General features: G+C 43.6%; 15 protein-coding genes. 9 read left to right on the plus strand and 6 right to left on the minus strand.

The window, feature by feature from the left end:
- Positions 1-164: 164 nt before the first annotated feature.
- The 5 genes from A3C46_06155 (at position 165) to A3C46_06175 (ending at position 5,671) form a co-directional block, all read left to right on the plus strand.
- Positions 165-1,730: a hypothetical protein gene (locus tag A3C46_06155; GenBank protein OGQ23372.1), complete on the plus strand. Its 1,566-nt coding sequence runs from the start codon at positions 165-167 to the stop codon at positions 1,728-1,730.
- A 239-nt stretch (positions 1,731-1,969) separates the two neighbouring features.
- Positions 1,970-2,338 (plus strand): hypothetical protein, encoded by a 369-nt coding sequence (locus A3C46_06160; protein ID OGQ23373.1) that lies wholly within the window; start codon positions 1,970-1,972, stop codon positions 2,336-2,338.
- Positions 2,339-2,531: 193 nt separating this feature from the next.
- Positions 2,532-4,151: a hypothetical protein gene (locus tag A3C46_06165; GenBank protein OGQ23374.1), complete on the plus strand. Its 1,620-nt coding sequence runs from the start codon at positions 2,532-2,534 to the stop codon at positions 4,149-4,151.
- Between the two features lie 3 nt (positions 4,152-4,154).
- Positions 4,155-4,766 (plus strand): hypothetical protein, encoded by a 612-nt coding sequence (locus A3C46_06170; GenBank protein OGQ23375.1) that lies wholly within the window; start codon positions 4,155-4,157, stop codon positions 4,764-4,766.
- Positions 4,763-5,671 (plus strand): type II secretion system protein GspN, encoded by a 909-nt coding sequence (locus A3C46_06175; protein ID OGQ23376.1) that lies wholly within the window; start codon positions 4,763-4,765, stop codon positions 5,669-5,671. The genes A3C46_06170 and A3C46_06175 overlap by 4 nt, the downstream gene beginning before the upstream one ends.
- Here the strand turns inward: A3C46_06175 and A3C46_06180 are convergent.
- The 6 genes from A3C46_06180 to A3C46_06205 are packed head-to-tail and all read right to left on the minus strand — an operon-like array spanning position 5,636 to position 9,906.
- The gene (locus tag A3C46_06180) at positions 5,636-5,971 is read right to left on the minus strand and encodes a hypothetical protein (protein OGQ23377.1); all 336 of its coding nucleotides are present in this window, start codon (positions 5,969-5,971) and stop codon (positions 5,636-5,638) included. The two genes, A3C46_06175 and A3C46_06180, sit on opposite strands and share 36 nt — an antisense overlap.
- Positions 5,968-7,005: a Holliday junction DNA helicase RuvB gene (locus A3C46_06185; GenBank protein ID OGQ23378.1), complete on the minus strand. Its 1,038-nt coding sequence runs from the start codon at positions 7,003-7,005 to the stop codon at positions 5,968-5,970. Before A3C46_06185 ends, A3C46_06180 begins: the two co-directional genes overlap by 4 nt.
- A complete protein-coding gene (locus A3C46_06190) occupies positions 7,002-7,595 on the minus strand; it encodes a Holliday junction DNA helicase RuvA (GenBank protein ID OGQ23379.1) in 594 nt (197 codons plus the stop codon). The genes A3C46_06185 and A3C46_06190 overlap by 4 nt, the downstream gene beginning before the upstream one ends.
- Complete coding sequence (locus A3C46_06195) at positions 7,592-8,089, minus strand: crossover junction endodeoxyribonuclease RuvC (GenBank protein ID OGQ23380.1); 498 nt, start codon at positions 8,087-8,089, stop codon at positions 7,592-7,594. The genes A3C46_06190 and A3C46_06195 overlap by 4 nt, the downstream gene beginning before the upstream one ends.
- A gap of 1 nt (position 8,090) precedes the next feature.
- Positions 8,091-8,834: a transcriptional regulator gene (locus tag A3C46_06200; GenBank protein ID OGQ23421.1), complete on the minus strand. Its 744-nt coding sequence runs from the start codon at positions 8,832-8,834 to the stop codon at positions 8,091-8,093.
- Between the two features lie 10 nt (positions 8,835-8,844).
- Positions 8,845-9,906 carry a type IV pili twitching motility protein PilT gene (locus A3C46_06205; protein OGQ23381.1) on the minus strand — a complete coding sequence of 354 codons (1,062 nt, stop codon included), beginning with the start codon at positions 9,904-9,906 and terminating at the stop codon, positions 8,845-8,847.
- A gap of 121 nt (positions 9,907-10,027) precedes the next feature.
- Between A3C46_06205 and A3C46_06210 the strand changes: the two genes are divergently transcribed.
- Genes A3C46_06210 through A3C46_06225 form a run of 4 tightly spaced genes read left to right on the plus strand, consistent with a single transcriptional unit; the run spans position 10,028 to position 13,704 of the window.
- Positions 10,028-11,719, plus strand: a complete 1,692-nt coding sequence (locus A3C46_06210) for a hypothetical protein (GenBank protein ID OGQ23382.1) — start codon at positions 10,028-10,030, stop codon at positions 11,717-11,719.
- A gap of 51 nt (positions 11,720-11,770) precedes the next feature.
- Positions 11,771-12,946, plus strand: a complete 1,176-nt coding sequence (locus A3C46_06215) for a hypothetical protein (protein ID OGQ23422.1) — start codon at positions 11,771-11,773, stop codon at positions 12,944-12,946.
- Positions 12,947-12,949: 3 nt separating this feature from the next.
- Complete coding sequence (locus A3C46_06220; GenBank protein OGQ23383.1) at positions 12,950-13,321, plus strand: hypothetical protein; 372 nt, start codon at positions 12,950-12,952, stop codon at positions 13,319-13,321.
- On the plus strand, positions 13,315-13,704 hold the full coding sequence (locus A3C46_06225) for a hypothetical protein (protein OGQ23384.1): 390 nt from the start codon (positions 13,315-13,317) through the stop codon (positions 13,702-13,704). The genes A3C46_06220 and A3C46_06225 overlap by 7 nt, the downstream gene beginning before the upstream one ends.
- The last annotated feature ends 178 nt before the right edge of the window (positions 13,705-13,882 follow it).

Raw genomic sequence — 13,882 nt, forward strand, 5'->3', positions numbered from 1 at the left:
AGAAACCGTTCTTTCTCTTCTTATTCTTCTGTTCTTTCCTCTTTCTCTCTTCCAATGGATTTTCCGCCACCTTCAACGTCACTAATACCGTGGATCTCCCAGATGCCAACCCCCGTGATGGAATTTGCGATGATGGATCGGGGAGGTGTACGTTACGTGCAGCGATGAGGGAGGCTGAACTAAATCGCGAGAACGATCTCATCCTTTTGCCGCCAGGTCTGTATGAATTGGGTAAGACCATCATATTTTTGGAACCTACAGGGGATACAGAGATACGAGGAGCAGGAAGAGAAAATACGATCATCGATGGTCAAAATAGAGTTTCTCTCTTTTTTATTAATGGAAGCTCGAGGATTACCTTTCAACACCTCACTATGCAAAATGGATTGCAGAACACCGATGGTGTTTTTGAGAAAACGGGAGGAACAATGACGCTCGCGCAAGGAGCGCATGTTATTCTTTTTGATACTTTCCTTACTGAGAATGCTGCCTCATCAGGAGGAGCAATTTTTGTTTTCGAAGCTGCAAATCTCAATATTTCAAATTCCATTATCTCCCACAACCGGGTTTCTATTAACGGACGATCATGCCCGACTACGATTTCCTACGGGGCGGTATACCTTCCTCCTAATAATGGTGAAGGTGGAGCTATCTATAATTATGGTGGGAATCTTAGCATCAGTAATAGTCAAGTTTTGCATAATTCCTCGGAATGTTCTGGAGGCGCTATTTTTAATATAAACCGTATTTATTATAACCAGGGAGAAGTAACTGCGTTCTATAGATCTAACCTTGTAGTTTACTCTTCGAACTTTAGCGCGAATCAAGCCGGTATCTCTGGAGGAGCTGTTTTTAATGCGAGTGGAGAAATTCACATTGATGGGAGCACATTTTCTCAGAATACGGCACAAAAAGGAGCTGCGCTTGTAGATGAAGGGCCTTTTCCAACTCCAGGTTCTCGTCCAAGACCAAACGAAGAAGAACCGACTAACTTTATTGCCATTCCCGTAGGTCCGCATACATTTCCTCTCAATGGAAATGCTTCTCAAAATCCAAGCTCTTCAACTCAAATGCCGTCTCAAAATCAAAATGATTCTTTAAAACATCACTATGGATTTGTTTCTCTTATCAACTCGACATTTTCTGGAAATCAAGCAAGTGATGAAGGTGGAAGTGTTTGGAGCAAGTCATGGCTAGAGATGACAAACAATACAATCGTGAATAATTCTGCTAAAAAAGGCGGCGGGATTTATTGCAAAGGATGTGCTTCGTTTCTCAAAAATACAATCATTGCTTTCAATCGAACAAATCTTCCGCGAAATGGAAACAACTGCTTTGGAGATCTGCTCCCTCAAAATGTTGCAGCCCATCTTTTTTCCCACGGCGGAAATATTTTCGGCGATATGACAGGATGCATGACCTATAAATATCCAAACGCTGTTACAAACGATTTTCCGATTCCTTCTGGACAATCTCTGCTCATGCCTCTTGGTAATTATGGAGGGCCTACGGAGACACATGCCCTGACTCGGGTAAGCCTCTCACGAGATAACGCCGATCGACGCAATTGTCCTGCAACAGATCAACGCGGAGTAACTCGTCCTGTCGGGTGTGGCTGTGACATTGGGGCCTTTGAGGATGATCGTTTTGATTCCGCCAATTGCAAAGATGTAACGCAGGATGAATTGCTCCAAAACAGAGAGCAACATAAAAATCGTTCAAGGAAGTAATATAGGCCCTCCCCTGAGTATTTTCTTCTTGCCATAGGGCAATAATTGCCATATATTGTTTTTACAATGAGTTGGCATGTCACCTTTCAGAGGAAAGCGGAACGGCAATGCAGAGAGCTTCCCGAATCTAGCACTCAAAGACTGGATGCGCTAGTCCAGGAAATAGGCGTTGCTGGCCCCGTGATATGTGGCTTGCTGGGAAGTGAAAGAAAAAACGATTCAAATTGTGGAGGTATATTATGTCGGTACCCATGAGAAAGCCCCGTACTGAACCCATCTTAATTCGGGGAAGAAAATTTTATGTGCCCTCGGAGAAGGCAAGCGCGGTTCTGGTCCTGTTGAAGGATACTCCCGCTTCAATGCGCGACGAAGAATCCATTCCGGCGGAGGAAGTTTTTAAAGATCTGCATGTCAAGTATTCCAAGCGGGGTTCCGCTCTCCGTGGGGCGAGGTTTAAGGAGGAAATGACTCAGATCGAATTGGCCCGGAAACTGAAAATTACTCAAAGTGACCTTTCCAAAATGGAGCATGGGAAACGGCCCATTGGAAAAAAAATGGCTCGGCGTCTGGCAAAGGTTCTCAATATTGATTATCGGCTGTTCCTGTAAAATGTAATCTAAAAATTGGCCATTGTTATATTGGAAGGTTTATTAGAAACTAGTGGTCCGTCATATTTGAATTTGCATATTTATCATTCTGAGCGTAGCGAAGAATCTCAAGTGATCACATGAGATCCTTCACTTTGTCCAGGATGACAGTACGGAAAATTAAAATTGGTGCTCCACGAGTGTACGAGGGGATATGCCACAAATAATTCTTGGTATTGATGTCGGCAGTTATTCCGTAAAAATTGCCAAGCTCACGCGAAGTTTTAAATCGTTTGAGTTTGTCGGTTTTTTTGAACGACGAATTCAATATAATGACGTGCTTTCAACGGCAGAGTCTACTGCCATCGCCATTCAAGGGCTTTTAGATGATCATCATTTAGAGTCCGAATACGTTGTCTGCGGTTTTCCGGGTCAGCACGTCTCTTCACGGCTTATTACCTTCCCTTTTAGCAGTCGTAAAAAAATTGATCAAACTATTCAATTTGAAATGGAAAGTTATATTCCCTTTCAGATGGACTCGGTGTTGATTGATTATGCGGTGACATGGTCCACCAAAGAAGCCTCTCGTGTACTGGTCACGTATGTCCAAAAGGGAGAAATGGCGAAATACCTTTCCATGCTTCAAGGTATTAGCATTGATCCGCGTACGATCAGCGTTGAAGGAGTTGAGCTTGTTCATTTAGTAAATCTGGGGATGGTCCCGCCTGAAGGGCATTATGCCATGATCGATGTGGGGCATGAAAAAACAACCATCACGTTGTGTCGTGGGAAAAACGTCAGTTTTGTTCGAGCCATTTCCATGGCCGGAAAAACAATCACAGAGCGAATTTCAAAAACGCTTGGCATTCCCTTTGAAGAAGCTGAAAAAATGAAAATTGAGATGGGAAGTCTTCCGGTCGATCTTCCTGCTGAAGTGGATACGATTACCAAAGAAGTCGTAGCTGCTATCAAAGAAGTGGTGGATGAACTTCTTCTTCATATCCGCCAAACTTTTTTTTCCTATCGCGATGAAGAAGGGGGTTCCATCGAAGGAGTTTTCTTAAGTGGAGGCACATCGCGACTTCCGGGAATTGATAGTTATTTTTCCGATGTTCTCAAACAAAACGTCGCGTATATGAATTGTCCCGAATTTCACTTTAGCCGTCTCGAGCGCGCTGAAGCGCATCGTCATGTCATTCCACAAGCTTTGGCGTTAGCGCTCCGAGGCGTCGCTCCTGGTGCTGTCTCTTCCATTAATTTGCGCAAGGGAGATTTTGCGTTTACAGGAGACGTCGAACAAATTGGAGGGGGCATGCGCAATGTTGCCATTGCGCTCATTGCTATTGTTCTTCTTTCTTTAACTTCTTTTTCCATTCACTATTATTCACTTCGAGGAAAGCTTGAAGGCATTGAGTCTGATGCCAAAGAACTTATTCGACAAGCGCTTCCGGATGCTCCGCCAAAAGCGCTGGAAGGAACCAAGAGCGGTCTTGCGGTGCTCAAATCTCGAGAGGCAAGTTTAGCAGATCGAATGAAAAAATTAGAAGAACTTCGAGGCGTCTCTCCCTTAGAGGTCTTGAAGACCATCTCCGAAAAAGTTCCCCCGCGCACGGAAATAAAATTCGATGTTGAAAAGCTGAGTATTGCTCCTTCGCGAACTGTTTTGTCGGGTTATACTGATTCGTTTGAAGCCGTGGATCGTCTCAAACAATCCCTTGAAAAAGTAAAAATGTTCCGCGGTGTCACTTCTGGGAACGTCCGCAAAGGGGTGAAAGATGAAGTGAAGTTTGATATTTCATTTGAGCTGACCCCGGCAGAAGAGGAAGAAGGATAATCTATGGAATTTAAATTAGGACCACTTCGTTTGGAACGATTGCGTTTGGATAATCTCTATGCCTCTTATTTAGGCCTTTCTCCGCGCGAACAGACGTTTTCTCTCATTGGCCTTGGCATCCTTCTGATCATGGCGATTTTTGTTCCTATTTCTTTGGCTTCCAGCAGTCTTACTTCTTTAGAAAAAAATATTGTCGAAGAAGAAAAAAATTTGAAACAAATGATGCGGGGAATTGAAACCCATAATGAAATGAAATCCAAAATGGAAGCTATGGAGCGGACTTTCTCCACTGGATTTGATTCTTCGATTGCTTCAACCCTTGAATCCATTGCAAATAAAGCAGGGATTAAAGCACGCATTGATTCTCTCAAAGAAAAAAATATTGCTCCTTCAGATCTCTATGATGAAACATCGGTTGATGTCAGATTAAAACGCATCCTTCTTTCTGAGCTTATTTCATTTCTCTATGAGATTGAAAATCATCCTCAAAAAATCCTTCGTTTGAGTCATCTGGAAATAAAACCGAGATTTGATAGCAAGCAAGAATTAGATGTCTCTTTTTCCGTCTCCTCTTTTCGACTTCGTGAAAATAATGAGGAGGGAGAAGGTTCATGAAACTCTTTCGCTTGATCGGTTATCTCTTTTTTTTCGCGATCAGCTTTGTTTTTTTTCTCTACTGGATGTTTCCGTATGATGCACTTCGTGGGCGCATTGCAGGGGTGTTGGAGCAACAACTGGGAAGCAATGTCGACGTCGAAATTCTTTCCTTAAAGCCATCTGCTTTTTCAGGGATGAAAGCAAAACGTCTTTCGATCAATATGCGGGAAAAAGGAGAAATCCTTCCACTGCTGAATATCGATGAGGCGATCGCTAAAATTTCTTTCTTTTCATTACTCTTTGGAACACCTCGCCTCGATTTTTCTCTCCAATGTGGAAAAGGGATGATTCGAGGAACGGGGCGAAGGTCTGGAGTAACGATCGAGCTCGATATTGATGTTGAAGATTTCGACCTTGCGTCTCTCCAGATATTCTCTTCTCGCTATGGACTTCATCTCACCAGTCGCATTGATGGTTCCTTTCGTTTGACGTTGGATCAGCAAAATTTTCTTCGTTCCAATGGAAAAGCTGATTTAGTGTTTCGGGCTTTATCACTTCAACCATCTGAAATTGAGGTTGCAGGCACAATCATGACCTTGCCAGAAATTGTTTTTTCTCGAGGGAAAAATGCGCGTCTCAGCGCTGAAATGATCAAAGGAGCGCTCTCCATTGAAACACTCAAGTTTGAGGGAGGAGATATTGGGTTAGATCTTTCTGGGAAAATTTTTCTTTCTCAAAGCATTTCCAATTTACGCTTAAACTTGAATGGATCTTTCCGAGATTCTCCAAAACTGACAGAAACCTTTCCGGTTTTCTTTTTAATTGAAAAACAAAAAACAGCGGACGGAACCTATCCTCTTTCGATTACGGGACCTGTGACAAAACCGTCAGTGAAGATCGGCAGTTTCTCCCTTCCGATCTAAGCGCGGCCGCTCTTGAAAAAGAATTTCCCCTGGTTTGATGAGCCCCAGCTCTTCTCGAACCACCATTTCCAGATTTTTTGGCTCCTGGAGCAGTGTTTGTTCGGTTTCAAGTTCTTTGATTTTTTGTTGAAGTTCTTTTCTTTTCGAAAGAAGTGAGTGTTTCATTTCCAGAAGTCGTGTGAGTTGGTAAACCCCTTGATCACCGAGAAGAAGAAAACCGAAAAAAATTCCAACGGCGCCTGCAATCAATATTCTTTTGAGTGAAAAAAAAATTCCCAGCATGGTGAAAAAATGTTTCATGCGCTGAAAAAATCTGGCTGTGCTTTTTGTGGAGTGAGAGGAGTTTTTCCAAAATAAGAAAAAGCGAGAGGAGTTGCGATACGCCCGCGCGGAGTCCTGTTGAGGAACCCACATTGAATGAGATAAGGTTCATGAATATCTTCAATCGTCTCTTTCTCTTCGCTAATGGCTGAGGAAATTGTTTCCACACCAACCGGGCCACCTCCAAATTTTTCGATGATGGTGAGGAGAATTTTACGATCCATCTGGTCGAGTCCATGCTCATCTACTTCCAACATTTTGAGAGCTTCGTGAGCGATGTTTTTACTAATTCTTCCCTCTGCTTTTACTTGAGCATAATCACGAACTCGTTTGAGGAGTCGATTCGCGATACGCGGAGTGCCACGCGAGCGCGCTGCAATTTCGATTGCTCCAGTCTCTTCGATCGGGACATTCAGAAGCTTTGCCGAGCGTTTAATGATCAGCGAGAGTTCTTCGGGAAAATAAAATTCAAGGCGCGATTGAACGCCAAAACGATCACGCAATGGCGCTGTGAGCAGTCCAGCTCGAGTCGTGGCGCCAATAAGCGTAAACTTCGGAAGATCAAGTCGGACACTTTTTGCGCTTGGTCCCTGACCGATCAAGAGATCGAGTTGGAAATCTTCCATTGCAGGATAAAGAACTTCTTCAATTGTATGGTGAAGACGATGGATCTCATCAATAAAAAGAACATCATGTTCTGCGAGGTTCGTGAGAATCGCCGCAAGATCCCCTTGGCGCTCGAGGACGGGGCCTGAGGTGACGGTAATATTGACTCCCAACTCTTTCGCAATGATATAGGCAAGTGTTGTTTTCCCAAGTCCTGGTGGACCTGAGAAGAGGACATGATCGAGATGTTCTTTCCGTTTTTTTGCAGCATCAATAAAAACACGGAGTCGTTCTTTGACTGCAGACTGACCAATATACTCCGTCAATTTTCGCGGACGAAGTGTTGCATCAAATACTGCTTCTTCATCGGCTAAAAAAGGAGTGGTGAGGGGAAAATCCTGATTCATGATCGAGCAAGCTCCTTGAGCGCTTGTTTTAAAATTTCTGGCAATGCCATGTTGTCTCTCTCTTCTATCTTATGCAGGGCCATTTCTGCCGTTGGCTTCGAATATCCTAAATTTATCAATGCGGAACAGGCTTCTTCAAAGGGAGAAATATTTTTTCGACTGAGTCCCGTGGTTGAAAGAGGGAGAAGAGAAACAAGTTTATCTTTGAGTTCAATGACAATGCGCTCAGCGGTTTTCTTTCCGATACCAGGAATGGTCGAAAGACGAGCAACGTCCTCTCCGCAGATAGACGTAATCAGATCAGGAACAGGGACGCCAGAAAGAAGAGAGATGGCCATGCGAGGACCGATCCCTGAAATCGCAATGAGTTTTCGAAAAATCTCTTTTTCCGAAAGATCATTGAATCCATACAAGGTCATTTGATCTTCGCGGATATAGGTATAAATATGAAGCGTGAAAGGAGTTCCTGTTTCTGGAAGACGAGAGATCGTTTGAAGCGAAGCAATGACTTCATATCCCACTCCTTGAACATCAATCACGCAGCGATCAGTTTGTTTCGACAGAAGTTTTCCGGTTAAGAGTGCGATCATGCGCCGCCTGCCTTTTTGATTCGTTCTTTGAGATGCTGACTTTGTCCATGGCAGAGCGCCACGGCAAGCGCATCAGCCGCATCGACCGCGGCAATTTCAGGAAGTTTTAAGAGCGATTTGGTCATCTGTTGTATTTGTAGTTTTGATGCTGTTCCAAAACCGACAACTGCTTGTTTGACTTCACGTGCTGAATATTCTTCAAGAATGAGACGTGCATTGACAGCACAGAGCATCGCGACACCACGTGCATGTCCTAAGACCATAGCGCTTCGCACATTGTGCGCCACAAAAATTTCTTCTAAAGCCATAACATCAGGACGGTACTCTTGAATCAACTTTGTCAGTGCATCGTAAATATATTGTAAGCGCTGAGGAAGTGAAGTGTGAGAAGGGGAGATGCTTCCATTATCAACGTGTTCAATATTTTTCCCCTGAACAGAAACAAGTCCGTATCCTGTCGTTCGACTTCCAGGATCAATGCCGAGGATGATCATGTTATGCGACAGCTTCCATGGTCTTGGTGTCGATATCAAAATTAGCCGAGACGTTTTGCACATCATCGTGATCTTCAAGAGCTTCCATGAGCTTGAGCATTTTCTCTGCATCGGTCCCTTCAAGCTTGATCGTATTTTGAGGAACCATCGTGATATTGGCATCGAGTGGCTTGAGCCCTTGTTTGTTGCATGTTTCGCGAACTTTTTCAAAAACTGTTGGTTCTGTAAGGACCGTCAGAAGATCTTCATCTTCAAGAATGTCCTCAGCGCCAGCATCGAGACAGAGTTCCATCAATTTTTCTTCACCGATCGATTTGTCAAAGGTAAGAACGCCGCGTTTGGTAAACATCCACGAGACACACCCAGCTTCACCCATGTTCCCACCATTTTTCGTAAACATATGACGAAGCTCAGCAACGGTCCGATTCCGATTATCGGTTAACGTTTCGACGAGGACGGCAGCCCCCCCAGGACCATACCCTTCAAAAGTGACCTCTTCGAATGTAAAACCTTCAAGCTCTCCGGTCCCTTTTTTGATAGCGCGCGCGACGTTGTCACCTGGCATATTGGCTGCACGCGCCTTGTCGAGAATGGTGCGAAGCCTTGGATTTGCACCTGGATCACCGCCCCCAATGCGTGCGGCAACAGTGATTTCCTTGATAAGCTTCGAGAAAAGTTTTCCTCTTTTGGCATCGAGAGCTCCTTTCTTATGTTTAATAGACGACCACTTGGAATGACCGGACATAAAGATGACCTCATTCATCGAGTAATTTTTGAAGGTCCGCGCGACTTGAACAGCGAACCAGGGCTTCACTCTTTTCGATTACTCCTTCCTTTACCAATTTTGCAAGCGATTGATCAAGGGTGATCATGCCGGTATCTTGTTGTCCCATTTGCATCTGAGAAAAAATCTGATGGGTTTTTCCTTCTCGAATAAGATTGCGAATGCCAGGGGTAGGAATCAGAATTTCCAGGGCTAATTGCCGACCGCCTCCTTTTTTGGGAAGGAGTTGCTGACACAAAATCCCTTCTAAAATGAAGCTTAGCTGCGTTCTGACTTGAGGCTGTTGATGCGGAGGAAAAACGTCGATAATTCGGTCAATGGTTTGTGACGTCGTGTTCGTATGAAGGGTCGCAAAGACCAAATGCCCGGTTTCTGCGATCGTAATTGCACTCTGGATCGTTTCAAGGTCTCGCATTTCTCCGATGAGCACAATATCAGGATCTTGGCGTAAAACATATTTGAGAGCACTGGGGAAATTGAGAGCATCTTTCCCAACTTCTCGTTGGTGAATCGTGCATTTTTTTTGTCGATAGACGAACTCAATAGGATCTTCGATCGTAATAATATGTTCGTTTCTGGTTTCATTGATAATTTCAACGAGCGAAGCAAGCGTGGTCGATTTTCCTGAACCTGTTGCCCCTGTCACCAGAATAAGTCCGCGCGGTCTGCTGGTGAGACCTGTCACTACGGGAGGAATCCCCAGTTCTTCTGGTTTTGAAATTCTTTCGGAAATGGTTCGAAAAGCTCCTGAAATATTTCCTTGGGCCCAATAGACGTTTCCGCGAAAACGCGAAATCCCTTCAAGACCAAACGAGAGATCGATCGAAAAATCGTGTTCAAGACGTGCAATTTGCTCTTTTGAAAGACATTCAAAACAAAGAGCTTTTGCTTCTTCTGAGGTGACTATTTTTTCATCCGCGGAGACGAGCTTCCCATCGATACGAATTTTAGGGGGAATGCCGACATTGAGATGAAGATCGCTTGCTCTGCGTTCCACGGTGAGAGCAAGAAGTGATTTCAGTGTTCGTGTCATGCACCCCCCTTAAAATAAAAAAATATCAGTTTTCGTCTGATATTTCCAAAGAATTCTCTGAAAGGCCTCATGCTTGCTGCGGTAGTTGGTTTCAGGTATCATCAGTTTTTCGGGGGGTGGTATGGAAAAAGGAGAGGTTCAGGTACTGGAAAATATTGGGAAGGAGATGGTTTCTTCCGGCATTATCAGTTCGGATCAGCTTGCCGTTGCCCTCGAAACCAAACGAAATCTTGGCGGAGACCTCGGCCAAATTTTGTTAAAAAAGAAATTTGTGACTGAAGAAGAAATTCTCGATTTTTTAAAAAAGCGCTTCAATATTGAATTTATTTCTCTCAAAGATTATTCGGTTGATCCTGAAATTACGAAGCTTGTGCCGACGAGTCTCGCCCACAAATATCATTTTATTCCTCTGTTCCGAACAGATGACACGCTTACCATTGCGTTGTCTGATCCGCTCGATGTGTTTGCGGTCGAGGATATTCGCACTGCTCTCAAATATCGGATTGAACCGGTGTTTGCATCTCCCGCTGAAATTCAAGCACTTGCCGGAAAAAATTTTCGTAGCCTCGAGAGTATGCCAAATCCAGAAGCTGAAATGGAAGTGGTCCAATATGGAACGGAATCTGAAGAAGAAATTGCGGAACGTCTTCGAGAAATGGCTTCGGGTTCGAAAGTTATTTCAGAGGTGAATAAGATTATTCAAAGCGCTCTCAAAGAACGATCGAGTGATATTCATATTGAACCCATGGCAGAGTCTTTGCGCGTACGAGATCGTATTGATGGTGTGCTCGAAGAACGGCTTACCCTTTCGAAGGCGATGCATCTTCCTATTATTTCACGCATCAAAGTGATGGCAGGTATGGATATTGCGGAACGTCGGATTCCTCAGGATGGGCGCGTTCGATTGAAAACATTAGGGAGAAAAGTTGATCTCCGTATTTCGACCTATCCGACGATGCATGGCGAAAAAGTGGTCCTTCGTCTTTTGAGTCAAGAACAAGTGTTAGGACTCGATCAACTCGGTTTTGGCAATCTCGAACGAAAACAATTTGAAGATCTCATCACGCGACCCTACGGTATTTTTCTCGTGACTGGTCCTACGGGATCCGGAAAGACCACAACGCTCTATGCGGCGCTTCAACGGATTAATTCGCAAGACCGAAATATTATTTCGATTGAAGATCCCATTGAAAATGAAATCAGCGGTGTCAATCAAGCTCAGGTCAATACCAAAGCGGGAATGACCTTTGCCTCTGCGCTTCGTTCGATTTTACGTCAAGATCCTGATGTCATTATGCTTGGTGAAGTTCGGGATAAAGAGACTGCGGATATTGCAGTTCGTTCAGCCATTACGGGCCATCTTGTTTTTTCAACGCTTCATACCAATACGGCTATTGGAGCGGTGACTCGACTTGGAGATTTAGGGATCGAACCTTTTCTCCTTTCATCAGCGCTTATTGGTGTATTAGCCCAGCGTCTGGTGAGAAAAATTTGTCCTCATTGTATAAAACCCGCAGATGTTTCTGATGAGAAAAAGAAAAAATTTGGAATCGATGTCCAGATGAAGCTCTCTCGCGGTGCTGGCTGTAAGCATTGTCGTATGAGTGGGTATTCCGGACGGCAGGCTTTGTTTGAGCTGGTGAGTATCACTCCCGAACTCAAACAACTCATGAGTGAAGGTGCAAGCGAAGAAAAAATGTTAGAGCTTGCAAAAAAAGATGGTACAAAAACTCTTCGCGAGCATGGTGTGGAGCTGATGCGTGAAGGGAAAACAACGCTTGAAGAAGTGCTTCGCGTGACTGAGGAGTCCTAAGGAGGGGGAGTGGGCGTTTTTTATTACCGAGCACGCGATCAAAGTGGCGCTCTGATTCAAGGGGAAATCGAAGCCGCAAGCGAGCAAGAACTTAAAGAGGCTCTTTTTGACGAGGGACTTATTCCCCTCACGGTTCGCGAACAAGGAAAGAATTTTTTTTCTCTTCATTCCCTTCAATCTCTTTTTCAACGTGTAACACCAGAAGAGATGATGGTTTTTACCCGTCAATTCTTCACGCTCTTTAAAGCGGGCGTGAGTATGGATACGATTTTGAACACGCTTGCGAAGCAATCTAAAAGCGTTACGCTTCGAAATGGTTTGGTGCGTGTTCGTACTGATGTGAATAGTGGTTCAACCCTTGCTCAAGCTTTTGGCCGACACCCAAAAATCTTTAATGAATTATATGTATCAATGCTCGCTGCTGGAGAAGAGGCAGGTATTCTCGAAAGTGTCTTAAAGAATCTCTCCCTTCTTATTGAACGTGAGTTTGAAATTCAGAAGAATATCAAAGGTGCCATGCTCTATCCCAAGATTGTTCTCTTTGTCCTCGTGGGCGCGGTGATTTTTTTGATGACCTTTGTGGTTCCGAAGTTTGTCGGTTTCTACGCTCGTTATGGCGCTGAAGTGCCGCTTCCGACCCAGATCTTAATCGGCATCAGTAATTTTTTTCGGAATTATTGGTATGTGGCCATTTCGATTGTTGGTGTCTCTGTCTATTTTTTTCAACGTTTTTATCGGACGCGTATGGGGAAAATGAAAATAGATCGTCTTCGATTTCATCTTCCTGTCTTTGGAGATCTTCAACTGAAGGTCGCGAATGCTCGCTTTGGTCATATTTTAGCCGCGCTCTATCGTTCAGGCCTCCCCATGCCTCGTTCGCTCGAAGTGGTGGCGAATGTCATTGGGAATGTCGCTTTTTCTTTTGAGATCTTGATGGTGCGAGATGAGATTCAAAAAGGTTCCACACTTTCAGAAGCCATGAAACATCAACATTATTTTACTCCGGTTATCATTGAAACCACGAGCGTGGGAGAGCAGAGCGGTGCGATTGATGAGATGCTCGAAACGATTGCAGAACATTATGAACTTGAAGTGAATCATACGATAAAAAATTTAACGACATTGCTTGAGCCCTTGTTGTTAGTTGGCATCTTTGGTATGGTGGCTTTACTCGCGCTCGCCATTTTCCTTCCTATTTGGAATTTGACGACGGTGATTCGGAATTAAGTGATGAAACGAAGACATCGATCTCATCTTGAACTTACCATCATTGTCATTGTCGTGGGCCTTGCTGTTGTGCTCGGGATTGGCCTTTATCAAAAACGTTCTGAAGCTCAGAGTGCTCGACAACTGATGAGAGAGCTTTCAACATTTCGATCTGCTCTTGCTCTTTATAAAACAATGAATCACGAAAACCCGCTGCGTCTTGAAAACTTGATTGAAAAAGATTATGATTTTGGCGATGGGAAAAGACGTCGCTTTCTCGACGCACTTCCTCCCATAAAAGCAGGAGAAGTTCTGGATCCTTTTGGCACTCCTTATACGTACGATGCCACAAGTGGTTGGATAAAAAGTAAAACCGAAGGATATGAAAAATGGTAATCTCGCTTGGAATGCAACGAACTCGCATTGTTATTCAGAGGTTATTTTTAATCGGTGTTGCCATGATTTCTATTTTTCTTTTTATTGCTTCCATTCATTTTGAACGAGAAGTGCAAAATCAAAAAACTCTCTTTTATCAACTGCAACTTTTGCGAACGTCGATCCAACTTTTTAAAGCAGTCATGCATCGTAATCCCGGAAGCCTTGAAGAACTTGCCTCTTTGGAATACCAATTTCCTGACGAGGTTATTATGAGGCGTTTTCTTGAATACCCTGTTTTTGTTGGGGATAAACAGTTTACCGATCCCTTTGGCGATCCTTATACGTATGATCCTCAAACAGGATGGGTAAGGAGTATTTCAGGTGGGTACGAATTTTGGTAAAAAGAATAAATAATATGTATTATAAGTAAAAAAATACTTATTTTTTATATATTTATATTCATTTAGTGATGTTTTACTTTTCGTATTATTTTTCAGAAAAAAATAACCCGCTTTTGAAATGAAAGCATGTATAATTTGGCTGAATTCAGGAAAAAACAACTCGGGGAAAAATTATTCA

This window comes from Deltaproteobacteria bacterium RIFCSPHIGHO2_02_FULL_44_16, from assembly GCA_001798185.1.
Classification (GTDB): Bacteria; UBA10199; UBA10199; order 2-02-FULL-44-16; family 2-02-FULL-44-16; genus 2-02-FULL-44-16.

Coding starts and splice junctions, on each gene's coding strand:
- A3C46_06160 (OGQ23373.1), top strand. CDS start 1,970: ATGTCGGTACCCATGAGAAAGCCCCGTACTGAACCCATCTTAATTCGG.
- A3C46_06225 (OGQ23384.1), top strand. CDS start 13,315: ATGGTAATCTCGCTTGGAATGCAACGAACTCGCATTGTTATTCAGAGG.
- A3C46_06165 (OGQ23374.1), top strand. CDS start 2,532: ATGCCACAAATAATTCTTGGTATTGATGTCGGCAGTTATTCCGTAAAA.
- A3C46_06170 (OGQ23375.1), top strand. CDS start 4,155: ATGGAATTTAAATTAGGACCACTTCGTTTGGAACGATTGCGTTTGGAT.
- A3C46_06220 (OGQ23383.1), top strand. CDS start 12,950: ATGAAACGAAGACATCGATCTCATCTTGAACTTACCATCATTGTCATT.
- A3C46_06190 (OGQ23379.1), bottom strand. CDS start 7,595: ATGATCGCACTCTTAACCGGAAAACTTCTGTCGAAACAAACTGATCGC.
- A3C46_06200 (OGQ23421.1), bottom strand. CDS start 8,834: ATGTCCGGTCATTCCAAGTGGTCGTCTATTAAACATAAGAAAGGAGCT.
- A3C46_06210 (OGQ23382.1), top strand. CDS start 10,028: ATGGAAAAAGGAGAGGTTCAGGTACTGGAAAATATTGGGAAGGAGATG.
- A3C46_06185 (OGQ23378.1), bottom strand. CDS start 7,005: ATGAATCAGGATTTTCCCCTCACCACTCCTTTTTTAGCCGATGAAGAA.
- A3C46_06195 (OGQ23380.1), bottom strand. CDS start 8,089: ATGATCATCCTCGGCATTGATCCTGGAAGTCGAACGACAGGATACGGA.
- A3C46_06180 (OGQ23377.1), bottom strand. CDS start 5,971: ATGAAACATTTTTTCACCATGCTGGGAATTTTTTTTTCACTCAAAAGA.
- A3C46_06205 (OGQ23381.1), bottom strand. CDS start 9,906: ATGACACGAACACTGAAATCACTTCTTGCTCTCACCGTGGAACGCAGA.
- A3C46_06155 (OGQ23372.1), top strand. CDS start 165: ATGAGGGAGGCTGAACTAAATCGCGAGAACGATCTCATCCTTTTGCCG.
- A3C46_06175 (OGQ23376.1), top strand. CDS start 4,763: ATGAAACTCTTTCGCTTGATCGGTTATCTCTTTTTTTTCGCGATCAGC.